Annotated in this window: 20 protein-coding genes, 1 pseudogene and 2 other annotated features; of the genes and pseudogenes, 15 read left to right on the top strand and 6 right to left on the bottom strand. The window is 46.4% G+C overall.

Annotated features, from left to right (window positions below; genetic code table 11):
* Window positions 1-5: 5 nt before the first annotated feature.
* Both PODO_RS04745 and PODO_RS32120 read right to left on the bottom strand, forming a co-directional pair.
* The gene (locus tag PODO_RS04745) at window positions 6-455 is read right to left on the bottom strand and encodes a bactofilin family protein (protein WP_038568928.1); all 450 of its coding nucleotides are present in this window, start codon (window positions 453-455) and stop codon (window positions 6-8) included.
* Between the two features lie 37 nt (window positions 456-492).
* The gene (locus PODO_RS32120) at window positions 493-1773 is read right to left on the bottom strand and encodes a peptidoglycan DD-metalloendopeptidase family protein (RefSeq protein ID WP_280513450.1); all 1281 of its coding nucleotides are present in this window, start codon (window positions 1771-1773) and stop codon (window positions 493-495) included.
* Window positions 1774-1934: 161 nt separating this feature from the next.
* Here PODO_RS32120 and cls point away from each other — a divergent pair, with 161 nt between their 5' ends.
* Window positions 1935-3365, top strand: a complete 1431-nt coding sequence (gene cls, locus PODO_RS04755) for a cardiolipin synthase (protein WP_038568930.1) — start codon at window positions 1935-1937, stop codon at window positions 3363-3365.
* Window positions 3366-3605: 240 nt separating this feature from the next.
* Window positions 3606-4445, top strand: coding sequence for a YitT family protein (locus tag PODO_RS04760; RefSeq protein WP_235219386.1), 840 nt, complete (start codon window positions 3606-3608; stop codon window positions 4443-4445).
* A 203-nt stretch (window positions 4446-4648) separates the two neighbouring features.
* Here the strand turns inward: PODO_RS04760 and ligD are convergent, their stop codons facing one another.
* Window positions 4649-5533 (bottom strand): non-homologous end-joining DNA ligase, encoded by an 885-nt coding sequence (gene ligD, locus PODO_RS04765; protein WP_036676536.1) that lies wholly within the window; start codon window positions 5531-5533, stop codon window positions 4649-4651.
* A gap of 146 nt (window positions 5534-5679) precedes the next feature.
* On the opposite strand from ligD, the gene PODO_RS04770 reads away from it, so the two are divergent.
* From PODO_RS04770 to PODO_RS04785, 4 genes are all read left to right on the top strand, one after another.
* Window positions 5680-6258: an RNA polymerase sigma factor gene (locus PODO_RS04770; RefSeq protein ID WP_052096798.1), complete on the top strand. Its 579-nt coding sequence runs from the start codon at window positions 5680-5682 to the stop codon at window positions 6256-6258.
* Window positions 6222-7406, top strand: coding sequence for a hypothetical protein (locus tag PODO_RS04775; protein WP_038568932.1), 1185 nt, complete (start codon window positions 6222-6224; stop codon window positions 7404-7406). The genes PODO_RS04770 and PODO_RS04775 overlap by 37 nt, the downstream gene beginning before the upstream one ends.
* A gap of 687 nt (window positions 7407-8093) precedes the next feature.
* Window positions 8094-8909: a hypothetical protein gene (locus PODO_RS04780; RefSeq protein WP_038568934.1), complete on the top strand. Its 816-nt coding sequence runs from the start codon at window positions 8094-8096 to the stop codon at window positions 8907-8909.
* A gap of 26 nt (window positions 8910-8935) precedes the next feature.
* Window positions 8936-9742, top strand: a complete 807-nt coding sequence (locus tag PODO_RS04785; RefSeq protein WP_038568936.1) for a hypothetical protein — start codon at window positions 8936-8938, stop codon at window positions 9740-9742.
* Between the two features lie 45 nt (window positions 9743-9787).
* Here PODO_RS04785 and PODO_RS04790 read toward each other — a convergent pair whose 3' ends face one another.
* Both PODO_RS04790 and ku read right to left on the bottom strand, forming a co-directional pair.
* Entirely contained in the window at window positions 9788-10735 is a 948-nt protein-coding gene (locus PODO_RS04790) for an ATP-dependent DNA ligase (RefSeq protein WP_038568937.1), read from the bottom strand.
* A gap of 12 nt (window positions 10736-10747) precedes the next feature.
* Complete coding sequence (gene ku / locus PODO_RS04795; RefSeq protein ID WP_038568938.1) at window positions 10748-11719, bottom strand: non-homologous end joining protein Ku; 972 nt, start codon at window positions 11717-11719, stop codon at window positions 10748-10750.
* A 139-nt stretch (window positions 11720-11858) separates the two neighbouring features.
* On the opposite strand from ku, the gene PODO_RS30905 reads away from it, so the two are divergent.
* The 8 genes and pseudogenes from PODO_RS30905 to PODO_RS04830 all read left to right on the top strand — a co-directional run bounded on the left by PODO_RS30905 (window position 11859) and on the right by PODO_RS04830 (window position 18020).
* The gene (locus tag PODO_RS30905; RefSeq protein WP_155288087.1) at window positions 11859-12029 is read left to right on the top strand and encodes a hypothetical protein; all 171 of its coding nucleotides are present in this window, start codon (window positions 11859-11861) and stop codon (window positions 12027-12029) included.
* A 31-nt stretch (window positions 12030-12060) separates the two neighbouring features.
* Window positions 12061-12246 carry an H-type small acid-soluble spore protein gene (locus PODO_RS04800; protein WP_036676525.1) on the top strand — a complete coding sequence of 62 codons (186 nt, stop codon included), beginning with the start codon at window positions 12061-12063 and terminating at the stop codon, window positions 12244-12246.
* A gap of 147 nt (window positions 12247-12393) precedes the next feature.
* Window positions 12394-12540, top strand: a pseudogene (locus tag PODO_RS30400) (multidrug resistance efflux transporter family protein); the annotation flags it as partial.
* A 154-nt stretch (window positions 12541-12694) separates the two neighbouring features.
* Window positions 12695-13177 (top strand): tRNA (adenosine(37)-N6)-threonylcarbamoyltransferase complex ATPase subunit type 1 TsaE, encoded by a 483-nt coding sequence (gene tsaE, locus PODO_RS04805; protein ID WP_036676523.1) that lies wholly within the window; start codon window positions 12695-12697, stop codon window positions 13175-13177.
* Window positions 13178-13182: 5 nt separating this feature from the next.
* The gene (gene tsaB / locus PODO_RS04810; protein WP_038574144.1) at window positions 13183-14013 is read left to right on the top strand and encodes a tRNA (adenosine(37)-N6)-threonylcarbamoyltransferase complex dimerization subunit type 1 TsaB; all 831 of its coding nucleotides are present in this window, start codon (window positions 13183-13185) and stop codon (window positions 14011-14013) included.
* On the top strand, window positions 14010-14534 hold the full coding sequence (gene rimI / locus PODO_RS04815) for a ribosomal protein S18-alanine N-acetyltransferase (protein WP_036676521.1): 525 nt from the start codon (window positions 14010-14012) through the stop codon (window positions 14532-14534). Before tsaB ends, rimI begins: the two co-directional genes overlap by 4 nt.
* Window positions 14531-15580, top strand: a complete 1050-nt coding sequence (tsaD, locus tag PODO_RS04820) for a tRNA (adenosine(37)-N6)-threonylcarbamoyltransferase complex transferase subunit TsaD (protein WP_038568939.1) — start codon at window positions 14531-14533, stop codon at window positions 15578-15580. Before rimI ends, tsaD begins: the two co-directional genes overlap by 4 nt.
* A gap of 42 nt (window positions 15581-15622) precedes the next feature.
* Window positions 15623-15917 (top strand) — a binding site (T-box leader).
* Window positions 15918-15969: 52 nt separating this feature from the next.
* Window positions 15970-16249: a binding site (T-box leader), on the top strand.
* A 235-nt stretch (window positions 16250-16484) separates the two neighbouring features.
* On the top strand, window positions 16485-18020 hold the full coding sequence (locus PODO_RS04830) for a 2-isopropylmalate synthase (protein ID WP_036676518.1): 1536 nt from the start codon (window positions 16485-16487) through the stop codon (window positions 18018-18020).
* Window positions 18021-18427: 407 nt separating this feature from the next.
* Here PODO_RS04830 and PODO_RS04835 read toward each other — a convergent pair whose 3' ends face one another.
* Window positions 18428-20368, bottom strand: coding sequence for an ABC-F family ATP-binding cassette domain-containing protein (locus tag PODO_RS04835; RefSeq protein ID WP_036676516.1), 1941 nt, complete (start codon window positions 20366-20368; stop codon window positions 18428-18430).
* A gap of 244 nt (window positions 20369-20612) precedes the next feature.
* Between PODO_RS04835 and PODO_RS04840 the strand changes: the two genes are divergently transcribed.
* On the top strand, window positions 20613-21248 hold the full coding sequence (locus tag PODO_RS04840; protein ID WP_038568941.1) for a 5-formyltetrahydrofolate cyclo-ligase: 636 nt from the start codon (window positions 20613-20615) through the stop codon (window positions 21246-21248).
* The last annotated feature ends 1 nt before the right edge of the window (window position 21249 follow it).

Raw genomic sequence — 21249 nt, forward strand, 5'->3', positions numbered from 1 at the left:
TAAGTCTAGCCGGCTTCGAGTGTTCCTTGTGCTTTGGAGGAGCGCTTGGCTGCCTTGTCCTTTTTCATATTACTTTTGGGCTCACCTGCTTTTTCAGAGGTGGGCTGTTCTTGCATGGCAATGGAGCCATTCAGGAGGCTGCCTTCCATAATGCTAAGTGCTCCTGCTGAAATATTACCATGTAACTCCCCGGTTCCGGTCATAATGAGTCTGCGGTCTGCGGTAACATCCCCGTATACTTTGCCGGCAATCACGATTTCCTCCGCTTTAATACTGGAGCGCACTGTTCCTTCTTCTCCTACAGTCACGACACCACTGCAAATAATCTCACCGCTAAAGGTACCCTCAATCCGCAGGTTTGTATCGCATTGCACCTTGCCCTCCAGTGTTCCTCCATGCCCTATTAAGGAATCGGTAGATTTAAAGGGGACACGCTGCTGCCGTTTGTTCCACATTTATAAATTCCTCCTATTATATATATTGAATGAATCCTTAGGGTTTGACATACGCCAAAGGGTTGACAGTTTTATTCTGCTTCACAACCTGAAAATGAAGGTGAGGACCTGTGCTTCGGCCAGTGCTTCCAAGCAAGCCGATTTTTTGCCCCTTGCTAACCTTGTCTCCGGCAGATACGTTCATTCCGTTCAAATGCATGTACCAGGTTTCCAACCCGTTTGAATGCTTAAGCACGATGTATTTTCCGCGTGCGCCCATTTGTTCCGCAGTAATAACCTCGCCATCTAAGGCAGCATATACAGGATCACCGATGTTCCCGGCAATATCGACACCGGAATGGAAAGCAGACAAACCTTTGAATGGATCTGAGCGGTAGCCGAAGCTTGAAGAAATAACTTTGGACTCGGTAGGCCAAAGCGGTACTGCGTTAATTCTAGCCTTTTCTGCACGGGCCTTTTGAGCTTGCAGATTTGCTTGTACGTTATTCTCATGCTCTGCCTGTGTGATTGTCTGTGTGATACTTTCCACCATTTCATCAAGCATTCCGTGAATCTCCTCAAAGTCATCCTTAGTTTCTTCCACCAAGCTTGTAGCGTCGTTCTGATACACCGCGATGTATTCTCCACCAACCTGTGGGGTGAGTGTTTTTGGAAGGGCTGCAGTAATGGCTCCAAAGCGGAAACTTATGGCGGATAGAGAAGTGGAAGATGAGTTCTCTTCAGTACTCTGCTTAAAGGAGGTCTCTTTAGGAACAGGAGAAGAAAGACGGCTCGATAAACCTAATGTTGAATTTGAAGTGGCCGATCCAGCTTTTGATTTTTCTGTTGCGGATTTCTCCGGTTGGGATTCATTCGTGTCTGTAGCGGCAGCAGCACCTTTGCTTTTGTTAATCAATACTTGCAGCTCCTGTTCCAGTGCATTTACACTCTTCAGCTTGTCTTTAATGTTATCTGCCTCTTCCGAAAGTTCGCTGACCTGGCTACGAAGCTGGGTTAAATCTTTATCCTTGTCGGCGACCTTCATTTCCATGCGGAGATTGGTTAGCGATAGTGCGGCTGCCTCGGCTTCTAGCTGTGAGATGGACTGAGAGGCATGGAAATGCATAGAGGTGACCAGACTGGAGATAGAGAGGGCTGCTGCTGCCGGCAAAGCGAACGCTAGCGGTTTGGAGATGTGGAGCTGTTTGACTGGACGTCCGGCATCCCTTACGACAAGCAGCGTAATCCGTTTATGATCTGGCTGACTCTTCATGGCTTCTCCTTTCTGCGGCTTATGGCAGCCGCTTGCGATACCTGAGGCTAACGACTTTTCTTCCATTAGGCTCATCCGAATTGTCCTACTACTCTATGTATTCCATATCTTTCAGGAACATGACAACGGTTTGTTTGAATAAAGAAGGAGAGTTACGGCAAAACCTGTACTAGAGTCATCGCAGAGAGTCTATTGCATCTGTTTTTATTAATTGAGGGGGTAGAGAATTGAAGATTTTTGCGATAATTCTAATTCTTTTTATCATACAGATTGCATTGATTGTATTTCTGGAGTACCGCCGCCCGCAAAGGGCTATAGCATGGTTGTTTATTTCCTTCTGTTGTCCACCGCTTGGTCTGGCATTCTATTATTTTCTAGGTCGTGACTACAGACAGAATAGAAAATTGAACAAAAGATGTACTTCGCTCTTCCGGGAAATTCGTTCGTATGTCACTGGCAAGATTAAGGTAGTAAAACAAGCGTCGGATACTGGAAACGCTCAGTTTGAGAATAACGAAGGTTTATTGGTTTTGCTTGCAGAGCTCTCGGAAGGGCCTATTACAGGCCATAACAAAAGCAGAGTACTGTCAACTGCGAGAGAAGCGTACGACGCAATGCTGAAAGCCATGGAAGAGGCAAAAGAACATATCCACATGCAATTTTATATTTATCGTGATGATGAGATCGGAGAGCAATTTCAGGACGTTATGATTCGAAAGGCGCGGCAGGGAGTTAAGGTGCGTTTGCTTTGTGATGGACTGGGCAGTCATCGATTAAGCCGTAGGTTTATTCGAACCATGAGAAATGCCGGGGTGGAGTTCCACTTTTTTTTACCTCCGGTTAGTTCTTTACTGGATCGTCGTTTTAATTTCCGCAATCATCGGAAGATCCTAGTGGTGGATGGATTGATTGGTTTTACGGGTGGAATGAATATCGGGGATGATTATTTAGGAAAGGACGCCAAGATGGGTTACTGGCGCGATACTCATCTGCGTCTAGAAGGTGATTCTGTTTATTATATTCAGTATGTCTTCCTGAAGGATTGGAGACTGGCCTCTGGTGAAGGTATGAGCCATCCTCGTTTGTTCCCTGAGCACTCTTGTAAGGAGCAAGAAGCCGTGCAGATTGTAGGAAGTGGACCGGATGCTGCGATCGATGCTTCTCAGGAGATGTATTTTGCCGCTTTTTGCTCTGCTAGGGAACGGATCTGGATTACTTCGCCGTATTTTATTCCGGACCCTGCGATTTGTCGTGCTTTGAAGAGTGCAGTCCTTCGTGGAGTGGATGTTAGAATCATCATTCCGGCGAAGCCTGATAATAAGCTCGTTTATCATGCTTCTTTGTCTTATCTGGAGAATTTACAAGATGCAGGCGTGAAGTTCTATCGCTACACCAAAGGATTTATGCATGCCAAAGTCATGATTGTGGATGATCTGCTGGGTACGGTGGGAAGTGCGAATCTGGATATGCGCAGCTTCTATTCTAATTTCGAAATGACAGCGGTTTTGCTGCATCCTGAGACGATAGCAGTGCTAGTCGCGGGGTTTGAAAAGGATCAAAAGAACAGTGAATTCATTGATCCTGTAAAATTTAAGGAGAGAGGGAGAATTGTCAAACTCGGTGAAGGGCTATGTCAGTTGTTATCACCGCTGTTATGACCGGAAAGAGGACTAAATCTGAATTTTTCGAAGGATAGTACGTGTTCCATTCATTATTAGAGCATATTTTGTGATATAATAATTGTATAAGAAGAAATGTAAGAAAGTATAGATTGTAATTATACTTCCGAATGTTTCAAAACTATATTGTTAAATTGTAGGGGGAGTTCTATGAATGTGAGTCCACAAATGTTTACCAAAGAGGAGCAGAACAAACTGCAGAAGACCGGTGCCCATAAAATGGCTAAGTTCGCGCAGCGTATGGTTATGTTATCCATTGGGGCCGCCATGATGGCTGTTGCACTTGAGATATTCCTAGTACCTAATCAAATGATTGATGGCGGGATTACCGGTATCTCCATTATTTTATCACATTTATTCGACATTCCTCTGGGTATTTTATTGACACTGCTCAATCTTCCGTTCCTGTTAATCGGTTATAAGCAAATCGGTAAGACATTTGCCTTATCTACCTTATATGCGATTTTACTTATGTCTATCGGCACTTCAATGCTGCATCATGTAGAGGCCTTTACAGTTGAACCGATGCTTGCTGCCGTGTTTGGCGGTATCATACTAGGTGTAGGTGTTGGGTTGGTTGTACGTTTCGGGGGATCTCTAGACGGTACAGAAATTGTTGCGATTTTAGTGGCTAAGAAGCTTCCCTTCTCTGTAGGTGAAGTAGTTATGTTCTTCAACCTGTTCATCTTGTCCGGAGCTGGATTTGTGTTCGGTTGGAATAACGCGATGTTCTCCCTGATTGCTTATTATATTGCATTTAAGGTTATTGACATTACCCTTGAGGGTCTGGATCAATCGAAATCAGTATGGATTATCAGCGATAAATTCCGCGATATTGGGGAAGCTCTGACAGAGCGTCTCGGACGTGGTGTTACTTATTTAGATGGAGAAGGCGGATTTTCCGGTGAGAACAAGAAAGTGATCTTTGTAGTTATCACCCGGTTGGAAGAAGCTAAGCTTAAAACCATTGTTGAAGATTGGGATTCTGATGCATTCATCGCAATAGGTAACATCCATGATGTTAAAGGTGGCCGCTTCAAGAAGAAATCCATCCACTAGCGTAGCTCTTAAGTATCATTAACTGAAAGAAGGTATTTTTACGGATAAAAAAGCAATAAATACGGTGAACAAAGCTCGGCATGCCGTATTCTTATATAGTATACCTTCTGTCCTTGAGTGGGACGCCAAATAAGCTCGTAGCATGTAGTTGATGCTGCGGGCTTATTGCTGTTTTTGGGGCTTTTTTCAATGGGATTGCTCCTTTATGGGAGCTTAGCGATGAGTTGTTCAACAGGCTGTGGTGGCACTTTCTCTAAAAGATCTCCCATACGCTGAAGGCGTTCCTCGATATTAAGCAGATGAAAATTAGAGGGAGATACATTTTGCTGAACCTCCTCCCAGAGCAAGGGTGTAGAAACTGTAGCAAGCGGTCTTGCACGCGGTGTGTAAGGTGCAGCTAATGTTTTGCCGCTATAATGCTGGAGGTAGTCAAAATAGATTTTATCTCCGCGATTCTTTTTTAGACGTTCCAGTGTGAACAGGTTGGGATGCTTTTCGGTGACATAACGACCCACAAAATGCCCGATTTTCCGCAATCCATCAAAAGTAACACCAGTCTCGATAGGGACGATGATCTGCACCCCGGTAGCACCAGAGGTTTTGGGTACAGAGGAGAGGCCAAGGGAGGTTAAAACCGCCCCAACGATCGCAGTTGCTTCCATGATACGAGGTTCGATTTCAAGTGAAGGATCAAGATCAATCATCCATTCACAGGGCAGCTCGCTGCCTACATAATGCAGGGAAGGGTGAAATTCCAAAGCAGCCAGATTCCCCAGCCAGATCAGCTCAGGTAAGCCTTGCAGCTTGATATAGTTAATATTCTCGTGTACAGCGGTTTGGACAAAGGCCGGAAGAGGATCAGGCGCATTTTTCTGATAAAAGGACATTCCAGAGATGCCGTGCGGATAACGAATGACGGTAAGCAGCCGGTCTCGGCAATAACGCAGCAGATAGGGAGAGAGTGCAGCGAGCTTTTGCAGATAAATCCGTTTTGTAATGCCACATTCAGGCCACAGCAGCTTCTCTGGATTAGTGATGATGATTTCTTCTCCGTCTATGGTAATTGTACCTTTGATCGCTGCCGGCATCGGGAAACTCCTTTCTGTGATAGGAATGAAGGTATTATGTGTCAGTCTGCTCCTTTTCATGAAAAAAATATTCCCAAAGTGTCCCTTTTGGATGATCATAAGACTTATAAAGATATACGATTATTAGAAAGGGGAGTTTGCTGATTTTGGACGGGATCGAGCACACCGTTGTTCGGGTACAGGCAGGCGAGGTTGAGTCTTATGCCTTGGTCGTCGAGGCTTTTCAAAAGCCGATTTACCGCTATTGCTGTCGGCTGCTTGGGAGCCGTACTGAAGCTGAGGATGCAGTACAGGATATTCTGGTAAAGGCATATCAGCATATAGGCACATACCGCCCTACCGCGAGCTTCTCTTCATGGCTATATAAAATTGCCTACCATCATTGCCTTAGTCTAATCCGCAAACGTCAAAGCCATATAAAGTTTATGGCGCTTTATCAACCAGATCCGCCTGCAGAAAGCCCGGAACAGTTGATGGACCGTTACATATTTAACGAACATCTGACTTTAGCCCTCGCGAAGCTGAAGACAGAGGAGCGAAACCTGTTAGTACTTAGAATCTTTGAGGAACAGAGCTTCCCGGAGATTGCGGAGATTCTGGATAAGAATACTGATGCTGTGAAGAAGAAATACAGGCGAACGATTACGAAGCTTGGCAAAATGCTGAATGCTCAGAAAGGGGGAACGGAATGGTGCGGCAACGAAGCTTTGTTGAAGAGAAAATGATAAAGAAAATGGATGCGGTAGGGAGCTGCGAAGAGCTGGATGTAAAAGCAGCTGTTATGAAGCGGGTAAGAGCAATTCATGAACAACAGAATAGGATTGACGGTGAAAGGACGAGCATGGTTAGCGAGCTGAAGCCGTTCCCAGAACCGGAAGATCCTATTATGCAGAAGCAAAAGGAGATGCCCCAACACCCGTCTAGGTTTAGAAAAAGAGTGCTCACTGGAGTCTCCGCGGCTGTATTGCTGGGGATTATCGGGTTGGGTGCTCTGCAGCTGTCTGAACATGGAAAGTTATCGGAACAAGGTAGCCAGTTTACAATTGATATCACAAAACCCCAAGGTGGTATTATTACACTAGTGAACAGCGGAGGGAAGGCTGTTGTGAAGACGGTGCATAATAATACGCCTGATCCGACAACCTCGCCTGCGATAGAGAAGTATCAGAGCTTATCTATGACTTATAAAGAGCAAGTGCTTGCTCGTTTAAACACTGGGGAAATGGCTGCTTATTATGTGAAGGATGCTGAATTAAATAAGCTGGAGTTAGGGTTAGGCTATGGAAATCAATTGCAGTTTGCTTTTATTTCGCCGGTGTATTCGAAATATCAAGACTTCGTAAAAGAATTAAAAAATGTTGGCGATTTCTGGCCAGGGTTGCCTTCCTCGTTAGCTGATGGTTATGAATTCGAGCAAGGAACTTTTAATGCAGCTCCCCTATACAGGTCGCTAGACACAGAATATGAAGAAATCCTTGAACAATTTCAAAAAAAGGCTACAACCGATAAAACTGGCCAAAAGTTGTTTATGGAGAAGATAGCTGTAAATTCCATAGATAATGCTGAAGTTACCTACCACAAGGGACATGAAAGAATAACACTATCCTTAAGGCAGAGTGCCTTTAGGGGTTATACCATGCAAGTGTCTATCTTGGAAGGCCAGACTGCTGAAAAATGGTCTGTGACAGGCACGAGGAAAGAGGCAGTTTTTATCGCGGCGGGTACTGGAAAAGGGAAGAAAGCTTGGTCTTCTCAGAATCGATTGTATTGGTATGATGAAGCCACCCAGATGGTTCTTTCTCTAAGCGACAAGCAGGAGAGTAAACTGACTCGTGAGCAATGGCAAAAGATTGCCACCAGTTTTATTCACTAGCTACTGTACTAACTGTACATTATGAGAAGTTGTCTCAAAAGTAGTGAATTCTACTTGGGAGGCAGCTTTTTTTATGGAATAGGAAAAGTAATGGATATTACTGTGCCATGGGACGATATGCCACGCGTAGTGTTCTATGCTACTGATTGGGGCGGTGGGCGATGTGCTATGTGTGATTTTCGTGCGGCTTGCAGTAGATGATTTTGTGGAATTAGTGGTATATGTGACGGTGGACTATGGGCGTTACGTTCTGTGTTTGTGCAATGTATAGAGTGCTTTAAACTAATTAGGGAAAAACTCCCTGAAAATAGCCGCTATTTGCTCTAAATGAACGAAATCAGGGAATTTCTCCCTAATAATCATGGGAATTTCTTTATTCGTTGCCGAATTGGCTGAATTTCAGGGAAGTTTTCCCTAATTATAAGTCCGATGAACAGAAATCTCTGAATTTTAGGGAGAAATTCCCCAATTATTCTATAAGTGCTTTACTTATTGCATCACTTGGTGCGTCACTTGTAATGTTAAGAACAAAAAAGAGGCTGTCCCCAAAGTCGTGAACTAGTTGCTTGGGACGACCTCTTTTTTTGTGAGAAAATGTCCCTTTTTCTAATGATGGATTGTTATAGAAGTGTAGTTAAAAAAAGTGGTGAAAATACATTACCATTTTGAAGGAGAGGATGTTAGAAATTGAAGCTTCATTATGATTTCAAAAAAACACTGATCGCACTCTCTGCAGCAATCTTGCTGGGAACAGGAGTGGCCGGGGGTGTGGATGTACCTGGCTTGTCCCTTACAATTGCGGTGGCATCAGGACAGCAGGCTGCATCACAAACCGATCAGAAGACTCAAAAGGAATTGCAGGCACTCGTAGCTGGAGTGAAGGAAGGTTCGCTTTTGGCCTACTACGTACGGGATAAAGTCTCCAATCCACAGGATACGATCAGCTTCTCTGGTAAAGGGTTTGTTTTTAAAGACTATAAATCCTTTGCAGCTAAGTTTAAAGCGCTAAAGGGTCCGTCTTCTCCGCAGCCCGGAAATCTTCCCAAAGGCTTCGCTCTGGCGACAGCCATCATCTATCCACCGGCTGTAGCTAATGATTCAGAGCTGTACTTGCAACTAGAGCAGGAATTGAAAGCAGCAGCAGCTGCTGGTAATTCTAATAAACAGTTGTTTAGTAAAATCATCAGCTGGAACCAGACGAATTTGTCTATGCAGCTGTATGCCAAAGGAAAAGCTAATTTTAGCATTGTAACTGGGTCGCCGCCCGCCAAACTTCCGGAAGGAGCGGTACCTTTTGTAAGAGCTTCGGAATCTAAGAAAGAATTAACGGTCAACGGCAGGAAAGTAGTACTTACAACTGATTCCGCTAAAGACGCAAGCTTTAACACAAAGCTAGTGTGGCTGGATAACTCAGGCACGATACAATATACCCTTTCAGACAATCGGGCTAGTACGCTGACGACAAATGAAATGTTGGCGGTAGCTAAAACCATAATCAAATAACCAAGGGGTTAAAGGAGGATATTATAATGATGATTAAGAAAAGTGCGGCGATTACAGCCTTAAGCTTATTAGTATTGATGAGTGCGGTGAGTGGAACAGCAGGTGCAGTGCCTGCGGGAAGTAATAATAAAAGTAAAGCTACCGCACCCGTTGAGCAGAATACGCCGGTATCTTCAACGATTGAAGCTTTGATTGCCAAAGAAAATACGGTTCCCTTACAAGCAGGCGAACTTAAGGTTCTGTATGTAAATGATAAGAAATCTAATCCATATGAAACCTTGAGTATAAGCTATATGCCATATAGATTCAGTTCTGTAAACGAAGCGGCGCAGAAGTTTTTTTCCTTAAGCGGGAAGTCACTCCTGATACCCACTTCTCTACCAGAGGATTATAAGTTGCAGGATGTCGTTTTAAATCCAGTGATTCCAATGTTTTTTAGCTCAGAGTATAAGACTCTCAGGGATCAGTTAAAAGCTAAAGCCCAAGCTGCTGGCAAAAAGGTGATTTCGCAAAGCTTGAAGTGGAGCAATACAGAAACTTCTATCACCTATCTACGAAATGGAGAGAGGGTGAATTTAAGATCTGCACCTGCATACACGCTACCGGAAGGGGTGACTTTGGCCCAGCTGCCTGGCGACCAAGATGAGAATTTGAACATCAACGGAGTTGAGGCGGTTTACACAGTTTTTGGGCCTCATCACGGAGATCTTAAAGTCCAGCTGGTATGGTCCAGTGCTGATGGAAGTGTCGATTATACGCTTACGAGTACAAAAAATACTGCGCAGACAAAGGCAGAGCTGGAGGCCCATGTAACAAGACTTACAGTGCAATAAGAAACGTCCTCCCACTTCAGATTGGGAGGACGTTTCTTTATTAATTTATCCTTTTTGCTCCATTGTGCATGACTCCGGGGGAAGATCCACTTTAGCTTGAGTAACAGGCTGACGCAGAGTGCCTGAGGTGTTCCATTCCAGAAAATGAACTTTGAAGACGAGCTCCGGCTTTATCCAAAAAGCACCCTTGCCTCGCTGTGGAACATCAGCAAAGGGCATCCGATCCAGCTTAAGGCGGTGTGCCTCCGCAGTTAAGTCGCGTTTATCCTGTACAGTCAATTTGCCCGGACCGGCATGTCCGATATAATGCAAATTTCCTTTATCATCATAAAGACCAAGAAGTAGTGCGTTGACGATACCGTCACGGAACGTCACACCCCCGGCTACAGCTGTAATATCAGAACTGATTTTGCGTTTCTGCCAACGTTTATCTTTTCCGCCCGGAGCATAAGTACTGTTGATGTCCTTGCAGACGATTCCTTCCAAACGCTGGTTCTGAGTGGCGGCGAACAGTTCTGTAGGATCGGTATAACTTGGCACAGCTTGAACATGGGGATGGGGCAGCAGAATGTCACTTAACAGCTGCTGCCGCAAGAATAATGGTTGATCCATCGTCGATTGGCCATTATAAAACAGAATATCAAAAATCATATAAATGACAGGAACCTGATGCCTAACGACGGAAATCGTGGAACCATTTTTTAAACTGTCCCTCCGCATCACCTCGTGAAATGAGGGTTTGCCGTCCTTGAGTGCGATGATCTCACCATCAAGAATAACGGAGCCAGCCTTGCAGTAAGCAGATACATCAGTAAGCTCCGGGTATTGCATGGTACGGTAATTGCCACGTCTGTTAATAAGCTGAGTAGTGCTTCCATCGTAATAGGACAACATCCGCACACCGTCCCATTTAATTTGTGCGATCCACTGGTCACCTGCTGGAAGCTGCCCAGCCAGTATAGGTTCAAAAGGAATAATGGGCTGAAGCTTCATCCGCAGAGCCTCCTAAGATACGGTTGTTTTGCTTTTTGTGCTGCGGCGTTTCGGTTTCGGCGTAATAACAGGAGTCGGCCCGGAGACCTCGTTTTGCTGCTCCGCAGGTTCCGCGGCGGTTGTTTTGGTCTTGGTTGTTTTTCTTTTGGCAGCAGGAGCCGCTTTAGTTTTGGTTTTTGTGGTGCCTGTTAATGAAGGACCAGGGTCTGAAGGAATATGCTGCACAGCTTGAATACTGGCCTGCAAGGCAGCCATTAGATCAATCACATTGCTTTCCTGTTTAGCAGGAGCGATATGAAATTCCTCGCCTGCAATTTTATGTGAAATCAGATCAAGCATACGCTGGCGATAATCATCGGTATATTTTGCCGGATCAAAAGGAGTGGATAGCTGTGAGATCAGCAGCTTAGCCATTTCCAGCTCTTTATCGTTCACTGTCCCTGCTTCGGGCAGACCGGGCACTTGTGAGATCGGCCGCACCTCATCTGGATAAAAAATGGTCTCAATCGCAAGGCAATCCTCAAGCACACGGATCGCTGCCAGACTGCTTTTTGAGCGAATTGAAATTTTGGCGATGCCAATTTTACCTGTCTGCTTCATGGCCTCCATAAGAAGTCGATAAGCATTTGAGCCTGCCTGATCCGGGGATAAATAATAGGTTTTTTGAAAATAAATCGGATCGATTTCCGTCAGGTCAACAAAGTCGAGAATGGAGATGCTTTTACTGGTCTCGTCGGATAGTTGATCCAATTCCTCTTTGTCGAAGAGAACAAACTTCCCTTTTTCATACTCATATCCTTTACCGATCTCTTCCCAAGCGACCTCTTTGTCACACACCGGGCATTTGCGTACATACGACAGCGGGCTGCCACATTCCTTATGGATATAACGCAGAGAAATGTCCTTGTCTTCCGTAGCGGAGAACATTTTAACCGGAACATGCACAAGCCCGAAGCTGATGGCACCTTTCCAAACGGTATGCATGAGAAACACCTCCTGATCTAAGTTGATTTGCTTTGGGTTAGTATGAGGCAGGAAAGGCTTTTCTAGCCGGGTGCATTTTTTGAGAAGCTTGGGAAAAAATAAACTCGGACCTGTGAAGTTGAGGAGGAGAATCTAAGGTATGGAACCAAGAGATAACGAATGGAGCGATGCGCTGAGCGAGCAGGATATTCCGGCCACAGTTGTGGATTGGGAGAGCATTATTGCGCCCACGGAGGCCAGTCAGGTATCCGATTCGGAAAAGCTAGATGCGGAACGAACCCTCGAAGATACGTCACCCTTAGAATCGTAAACTTTAGGAAAGATAAAGGAGGAGAACAGTTGTGGACGTCAAACGGGCACAGGATATTTATGCTTCTAAAGAAACGGTAAGTGTACATTTGGATGGGGAGCCTGTATGGATTGAACATGTGGATGAAGAGAACGGAATGGCTACGGTACAAGTTGGCTCTCGACCAACCAATACGCACACTGTGGGTGTTGAGCGACTCGAAGAGCAAGAGCACTAACAAAGGTCTACTTAGAGCGTACGTTAAAGCTGAATTATAGTTTTTAAAAAAAGAGACTTTTTATGCTTAAGTTTGCGTAAAGGTCTCTTTTTTGATTTGGAGCATAACTGACATCAAGGTTGACGGTGTAAGATTTAAACCAATATATTGGATCAGGCAGGACAGTCCATTATTGTTGCGCTGAGTTCAGGAGTTATTGCGACAGTATTATTTTTTCAAGCTACGGATATGGTAAGGAGCAGTATGAGCGGATTAGCGGTAGTCGAAGCCACTCAATCTCGCAGCGTTCTGTATCGAAATCCAGCTTAACCATGCAAGTGAAAAAGAGGGCTGTACCTCCTTCGGCTTAAACAATGGGCAGGGACAGTTGTTGCGGTGGATGGACCATACCGATATAATTGAATGTAATGGTTTTCGACAGGGATATTTTAAAAGGTGGTAGTTGTAGTTGGACAAAACAGTCGAAACGGTGTTCACGTACCGTTCTTACAATCTGCAGGATACGGAGCAACTGGCAAGTGCAATAGCTGCTGCTTCAACGGCAGGAATGGTTATCGGTTTGGACGGTGATCTAGGCGCAGGAAAAACGGCCTTCTCGCAAGGTTACGCTCGCCATCTTGGAGTGAAAGGGATCGTAAACAGTCCTACTTTTACTATTATTAAAGAGTACGAAGGTCGTCTGCCGTTATATCACATGGATGTATATCGGATTTCACTTCAGGAAGCAGATGAGCTTGGATTGGATGAGTATTTCTATGGTCAGGGTGTTTGTTTGGTAGAATGGAGCAGTATTATTACGGAGTTAATGCCGCCGCGGCATATGCATATATACATGGAAACAGTTGGACCGGAGGAACGAATCATTACGGTGACCGGAATCGGGGCGCCTTATGGTGAGCTTTGCCGGGAGCTGATCCAGAAGTGGGGTTAATGAATATGACGAATGAGAATACAGAGCCGCGCAAGCGGCTTTTAGCGCTGGATACATCAACTGCTGTATTGGGGGTTGCAGTGACCGAAAATGGAGAATTATTGCATGAAATTAATGCTTCCGGTGAACGGAATCATTCGGTGCATTTGCTGCCGATTATAGAGCAGGCGCTGCAAGCTTCGGGAACAACCGTTGCTAATCTGGGCGGGATTGCAGTTGGTGTGGGTCCGGGATCTTATACGGGAACACGGATCGCGGTTACGGCTGCCAAAACGCTGGCTTGGGCATGGAATGTCCCAGTAGTTGGTGTTTCGAGCCTGCATGCTGTGGCATGGGGTGGGTATGAAACAGCCCTTAAGAATAAGACGACAGCAGAGTCAGGACAAGCCAGTGCGAACAGTGGCTACGGTCCAGACTGGATCATTCCACTGATGGATGCGCGCCGAGGACAGGTCTACACAGGGTTATTCGCAGCGGATGGGAATAGTGTTCTCAGCCGCCTTGAACCAGATGCCATCCGGTTGATGGCCGACTGGGTGGAGTACTTGGCAGAACGTTTACAACAGGCTTCAGCCGAAGGAACTAAACCAGCTATTCTATGGTTTGTTGGAGAAACCGCTGTACATGGCAGCGAAGAATCACTACATCCGCTGGCGGAACTCGGCACTTCTGTAGCTGTTCCTTATGAGCTGGAGGGGCGTTGGACAGGCTTCCTTGGTGAAGCCCGGCTGCAAGTAGAGAATGATGATATTCATAGCTTAATCCCTAACTATACTCAGATTTCGGAAGCGGAGGCCAATCTGCGGTTAAGTAGTAAAGGAGGCTTAAAACGATGACGGAAGTGGAATCATTGAGAGCACAAGAGGCTGATCTTGTTTTTCGCCTGATGAAGCTGGAGGATATACCGGACATCCTTATTATTGAGCGTGAAGCCTTTACCATGCCGTGGACAGAGGAAGCTTTCCGGAATGAGCTGACGCATAATCATTTTGCTAAATACATGGTCATGGAGCTGGCGGGTCATATAATTGGCTATGCTGGAATGTGGGCTATCGTGGATGAGGCGCATGTGACGAATATTGCCTTACTCGAAGCTTATCGTGGACGTAAATGGGGTGAGCGCCTGTTGGAAGAGTTAATGAATACTGCCTCTTACGTAGGCATGAAGTCCATTACACTTGAGGTGCGGGTATCCAACGAGGTAGCTCAGAATTTATATCGTAAAAAAGGCTTTCGTTCTGCCGGCACGCGCAAAGGATATTATTCCGATAATCGCGAGGATGCACTCATTATGTGGGCGGATCTACCGGAGTATAAGGAGCACGGCTATTTGGAAGGAAGCGTGGACTTGAAATGAAGACAGAAACAGGCACAGCTCAACCTGTACTAATACTTGCTATAGAGACGAGTTGTGATGAAACCTCGGTGGCCGTGGTCAAAAACGGATCAGAAGTGTTATCCAACATTATCTCGAGTCAAATAGAGACACATCGCGCTTTTGGGGGCGTGGTGCCAGAAGTGGCTTCCCGTAAACATGTGGAGGTAATTACGCTCGTAATCGAGGAAGCGCTCGCCAAGGCAGGCGTTACACCCGAACAATTGACTGCGGTAGCGGTGACTCAAGGCCCGGGGTTGGTGGGCGCTTTACTGGTCGGTGTAGTAGCAGCTAAAAGCCTTGCCCTTGCATGGGGCAAGCCGTTAATTGGCACGCATCATATTGCAGGCCACATCTATGCTAACCGCCTGGTTGCAGAGTTGCAGTATCCTTGCATGACACTAGTAGTGTCAGGTGGACATACTGAACTGGTTCATATGGAGCGTGAGGGTGAATTTCGAATTATCGGCCGCACGCGTGATGATGCTGTAGGTGAAGCATATGATAAAGTGGCTCGGGCGCTTGGGTTTCCTTATCCCGGTGGCCCCCATGTAGACCGCCTGGCACGCGAAGCGACGGAAGTTGTTGCATTGCCGCGGGTATGGCTGGAGCCGAACTTTTATGATTTCAGCTTCAGCGGTCTAAAATCGGCGGTGCTGAATGTGGTGAATCAGAGCAAAATGAAAGGTCTTGAACCCAATGTCGCAGGCATCGCCCGGGGGTTCCAAGAATCCGTAGTAGAAGTGCTGGTGGAAAAGGCGGTACGCGCCGTTAAAGCCACTAACTCCAAACAGTTATTGCTCTGTGGGGGTGTCGCTGCTAATGGTGGACTCCGCTCGGCATTAATCTCGCGCTGTGAAACGGAGGGCATTGAACTTATTATTCCTCCACCGGTGTATTGCACGGATAATGCGGCGATGATTGGAGCGGCTGCATACGTGAAGTGGCAGCATGATGGAGGAATACCGCTGGATATGGTTGCTGACCCTGGATTCTCACTGGAACAATGGTCTGTATCTGCCTATTGACATCATTTGGAGCTAACGGGTATAATCAGTTCAATTAAACAAGCAAACGCGATGAGCGGAAGTAGTAAGGATACTCTGGGATAAGAGAACTGCGGGTGGGTGCAACGCAGTCGAAGGAGTCCTGAACTCGTCTGGGAGCGGAGCGGTGGAAGCATTACTGGCAATTGTCGCCGGAACGTTTGTACACCGTTTACGGGTAACCTCCGTGATAGGGTGGTCTAGTACCTAACATACTGGACCGTAGAGTGGATGTTCAATTGGAATCGGCAGGAACTTAGCCGATACAGAGCATCAACAAGAGTGGTACCGCGAAGGTTAACAGCCTGTCGTCTCTTGAATGAGATGGCAGGCTTTTTTGTATGGATTTAGAGTGGTGAATAATTTATATAATACACGCTAAGAACGGGAGTAGTAGAGTTTGACGGTGAACAGAGAGCTGCGGGTTGGTGCGACGCAGTCACCGGATTTCTTGAAGCTCGCCCGGGAGCGGAGCGGCGGAACAAGAGTACGCTGCCTACGGCTGTCCTCGTTATCGGACCTTCCCGGTTTAAGCTGGCACTCCAGCTTAAACCGGGAAGAAGAGCTGGACGCAGCTTTAAGGCTTGTTATTAAGACAGCCGATGCGTCAAAAAGAGTGGTACCGCGGAGGGGTAACCCGCCGTCTCTTTATTAGAGACGGCGGGTTTTTGCGTTCTTGTAGAAGAAGTCCGAGTTATGGACTCATCGCTACATAAGACGCCAAAATTGAACGCTCTGCACATTGTGCAGAGATTCATTTGTATCAGCTGCCGGCAGCAGTGGGTGGGAAATGAGCAGAACCGCAAGTCGACGTGTGGTTCTGCGCTGAAGCATAGGATAGAGATAAAGCATCCAATTACATGAAAACAAACTAGGAGGAATTCAGATGATTATTCCAGTTAAGAAACGTATACAAATTTTCGATACGACTCTGCGCGATGGTGAGCAAGCCCCTGGGGCGAGTCTGACTCCTGAGCAAAAAATATTGCTGGCCTATAAGCTTGCTGATCTGGGTGTTGATGTAATGGAGCCGGGGTTCCCGGTATCGAGTCCTGGAGATTTTGCAGCGGTGCAGACGATTTCGCGCAAGGTGCGCAACGTGGAGATTTGTGGTTTCGCGCGGGCCGTAAAAGGAGACATCGATGCTGCAGTCCGGGCCACTCAAGACGCTGAACGTCGGCGGATTCACTTGTTTATTTCTTCTTCTGATATTCATTTGCAGCATCAACTGCGTATGAGCAGAGCTGAAGTCGTAGCTAAAGCGCGCGAGATGACGGCTTATGCGCGACAATTCTGTGATGTAGTTGAATTCACGGCCATGGACGCTGCACGGACAGGGATTGATGATCTGATTGAAATGGTTGAGGCAGTTATAGAGGAAGGGGCCTCCATTATTAACCTGCCGGATACAGTAGGATACGCATTGCCACATGAATATGGCGAGATGTTCCGGAGAGTGCGGCAGGGAGCAAGAGGCGGCGGCAAGGTCAGCTATAGTGCCCACTGTCATAATGACTTGGGGCTGGCTGTAGCTAACAGTCTGGCAGCGATTGATGGAGGGGCGACTCAGATAGAAGTCACCGTGAATGGTGTAGGCGAGCGCACAGGGAACTGCGCGCTGGAAGAGCTTGTTATGGCGCTCGAAACCCGCGGCGATGCAATCGGTGCAGAAACAGGTATCGTGCTTGATAAACTGTATGATACTTCCCGGCTGATTAGTGGAGCGATGCATTTCCCAATCGCCTATAACAAGCCGGTCGTCGGAAGAAATGCCTTCCAGCATGAATCCGGGATTCATCAGGATGGCCTGCTCAAGGATCGTAGTACCTATGAGATTATGGATCCCGAACGGCTGGGCATCCCCCGCAGCATGATCATTCTGGGCAAACATTCTGGCAGACATGCGCTGAAGGATCGGGCTGCGAAGTATGGAATAACGCTGGAGCCTGCGGAGCTGGATGCACTTTATGAGTCCTTTAAAGAGACCGCTGACCGTCAAAAGGTGGTCAGTGATGACCAACTGCTGCAAATGGTAAGCAGTACAACTGGACAACAAGCTCAGGTCTATGAGCTGGGTGAGGTTCAGGTATTGGCGGGCAGTGCCCAGCGCCGTGTAGCTGCAGTTACGGTACGCCATCTGCAGACTGGCCGGGAAACGTCACATACCAGCACTGGCGAAGGCCCGCTTGAAGCGATTATCGCCGCTATTGGGCAAGGGATTGCTGAGGAGATAGACTTTGCAGGACTCGAGCTTCATTCGCTTGGAAGCGGAGAGAATGCTCAAGCAGAAGCAGCGGTGATGGTGGAGTGGGAGGGCCTAAAATTCAGAGGCACGGCCACTCACCAAGATATAATTATGGCGGCTGGCATCGCTTATATCGCAGCCTGTAATGCTGCCCTGCTCTCTACACAGATTGTCTAAAATACGACGTGCCCGCTGTCAGTTTAGGAGATAGCGGGTTCTTTTTTTAGCATAAATTCGGTCTTGTAAAATGGGGTTACGTCTTTTGTCAAGTTGTGGACAACGTTATCCACATATTCTGCCTGAGTTGTGTAAAAAGTGCGTAAAATCAGCAATAACGGCTTTTTTCAAAATGCTCTAATAAACAATTTTGTTGGCAATGAAACACTGTGAGAATTGTGGATAATGTGGATAGATCCGTGGATAATAATTCCTTTTCCTTGAAAATACCGATTTAACGCATAAAAAAGACCCCGAAGGGTCTTTTAAAGTAGGGAGTTATACACGAAACCTGTGTATAGAGCTGTGGATAACTATTTATGAACAAATCTAGAACGATGAAAAAATATTTATAAGGAGGATTTACATTATTCGTCAGCAAGGATTTCCCATTCGCTAAAGAAATCTGCCAGCTGAGATTTTTTGTTCTTTAGGTCCTCTTCATAACCTTGAAGTGCTAAATAATCCTGATAAACTTCAGGTTTAGTCATTTCATGCTCTATAAATACGATCGATTCTTCGAGTGTGGCGATGTTCTCCTCAAGCTCTGCGATACGCCGTTTGCGGTTACGCTCTTCACGCTTAGCCTGCTTGTCTGCTTCAAAAGAGGTTACAGCGCTTTTTTCAGGTACAGCAGTGTCCTTATTGACGTTTTTAGTAGCTAGTTCAGCGGCATCTTTTGCAATCTCTTCTAATTCTCGTTTCTTCTCGACATAGTCATCGTAGTTGCCGAGGTATTGGTCGATCCCTTCGGGATGCAGCTCCAGTACGCGTTCAGCCATTTTGTTCAAAAAATAACGGTCATGGGAGATGAACAGCAGGGTGCCTTCGAAATCAATTAAAGCAGATTCCAGAACCTCACGGCTGACCAGATCCAAATGGTTGGTAGGTTCATCGAGAATTAGCATATTTGCACCGCGGAGCATTAGTTTAGATAACGAAACCCGAGCTTTTTCGCCGCCGCTGAGTGCGGAAATTTTCTTAAGAACATCCTCTCCGCTAAAAAGAAAATTGCCAAGGATCGTACGAATTCTGGCTTCCTCGATCATTGGATATTCACTCCACAGTTCTTCCATAACCGTATTTTGTGGATTAAGTCGGGTTTGTTCCTGATCATAATAAGCAATTTTTACTTTAGTGCCCCAATTCACCGTTCCGGCAGAAGGCTCACGGGTTCCGGTCATACACTGCAGCAGCGTGGATTTACCGATACCATTGGGACCAATCAGGGCAGCAGTCTCCCCGCGACGAAGCTCAAAAGAGGCGTCCTTGAATAAAGGTGAACCTTCATTAAAGGCAACCGCAACATTGCGCACTTGAAGCACCTCTTTTCCAGACATGAAGTCTGGCTCAAAGGAGAAGCTAGCTTTCTTCAGATCGCCCATTGGGCGATCTAGACGATCCATCTTTTCAAGCGCTTTGCGTCTGCTCTGTGCACGTTTTGTGGTGGATGCCCGGACAATATTTTTCTGAACGAAATCCTCCATCCGCGAAATTTCATCCTGTTGCTTCTCATATTGCTTCATCCGTGCTTCATATTCGGCAGCCTTCAAATCTACATACCGACTGTAGTTACCTGTATAACGCCGGGACTGGTGCCGCTCGATCTCTACAATAGTAGTCACGAGCCGGTCTAGGAAATAACGGTCATGGGATACAACCAGAATCCCGCCAGCATAGCTGCGGAGGTAATCCTCCAGCCACGTTAACGTTTCGATATCCAGATGGTTAGTAGGCTCATCCAGCATCAGAAGATCCGGAGCCTGAAGCAAAATACGGGCCAGCGCGAGCCGGGTCTTTTGGCCTCCGCTAAGGGTAGAAATGGGTGTATCCGGTGGAAAATCACTGAAGCCCATGCCGTGTAGGACACTGCGAATCCGTGTATTCATTTCATAGCCGCCGTGGTCCTTGAACCAATCCGAACGCCGCGCATATCGTTCAAGCAGTTCTTCGTACCGCTTGGGATCTTCCGCGAGCTTAGGATCAGCAATACTTACTTCTAACTCTCTCAGCTCAGTTTCGGCTTCGATCAGCGGAGCGAAGACCGCCATCATTTCTTCATGAATGGTTTTGTCAGATTGCAGTCCGCTATTCTGAGCTAAATATCCGATTGTTGTTTCTTTTGATTTATGAATTTGACCGCTGTCATAAGACATCTCACCGGCCAGAATTTGTAGAAAAGTTGATTTGCCGGCACCATTCACACCCACTAGCCCGACACGTTCCTTTTCATTTACCTGTAGGCTTATGCCATCCAGTACGTTCTGTATACCATATGATTTAGTAATTCCTGTCGCTTGAAGAAGCATAACGATGAAACCTCCACCCTTGCATATTTCGCCTTGGTATTTATCCCTCAGCCGTATGAACAACTTATTCTATAGTTTACATGAAAAGCGTTTCCCAAGCGAGGGTTCGATCTAATGTAAGGAGGGAATAACGACCTAGTCCGATAACACAGTTCTATCCACCTTGGCGAACCGGGGAGAAGAGTGGTAAACTGGATTTACAAACAAGGATAAACTAGGGATGAATAAGAGGGGGAAGCCGACAATGTCCAGCAAGGAGTCGGAGATCTCCAGAGTAAAGCAACAACTACGAGCGGAGAAGACCATCGCCCGAAACGAGCTGTCTTCGGACCAGAGAAGTAAACTATCATTTCAAGTCTGCCACTATGCATTGGAGTGGCTGGACACGAAGGATATAACTTCACTAATGGCCTATGTGTCTTTTCGTTCAGAGCTTGAAACCCGCCCACTTATCACACAGGCGTGGAAGGATCAGCGTAAGGTGCTGTTGCCGCGTGTAATTCCAGCAAGCGGTGAAATGAGTGTCCACGTGGTGAATGCATGGAGCGATTTAGAGCCGGGAAATTATGGTATCCATGAACCTATCGTCTCCAGCAGAGATTTATTAGAGGTTGAAGAGATTAAGCTACCTGCTGTTGTTTTCGTACCAGGGCTAGCATTTGATCTTCAAGGCGGCAGGCTTGGCTACGGTCGAGGATACTATGACCGGCTACGTGTGTCTTGGGAGAACGCCGGGTACGTTAGCGCACAGCCTCCGATATGGATCGGGTTAGCTTACAGCATGCAGTTGGTTCCAAGAGTGCCGATGGATGAGCATGACGCTTTAATGGACATGCTGATTACTGAAAATGGTATAGTGCACTGCCGAAAAGGAGAGTGAG

This window comes from Paenibacillus odorifer (assembly GCF_000758725.1).
GTDB lineage: Bacteria > Bacillota > Bacilli > Paenibacillales > Paenibacillaceae > Paenibacillus_AQ > Paenibacillus_AQ odorifer.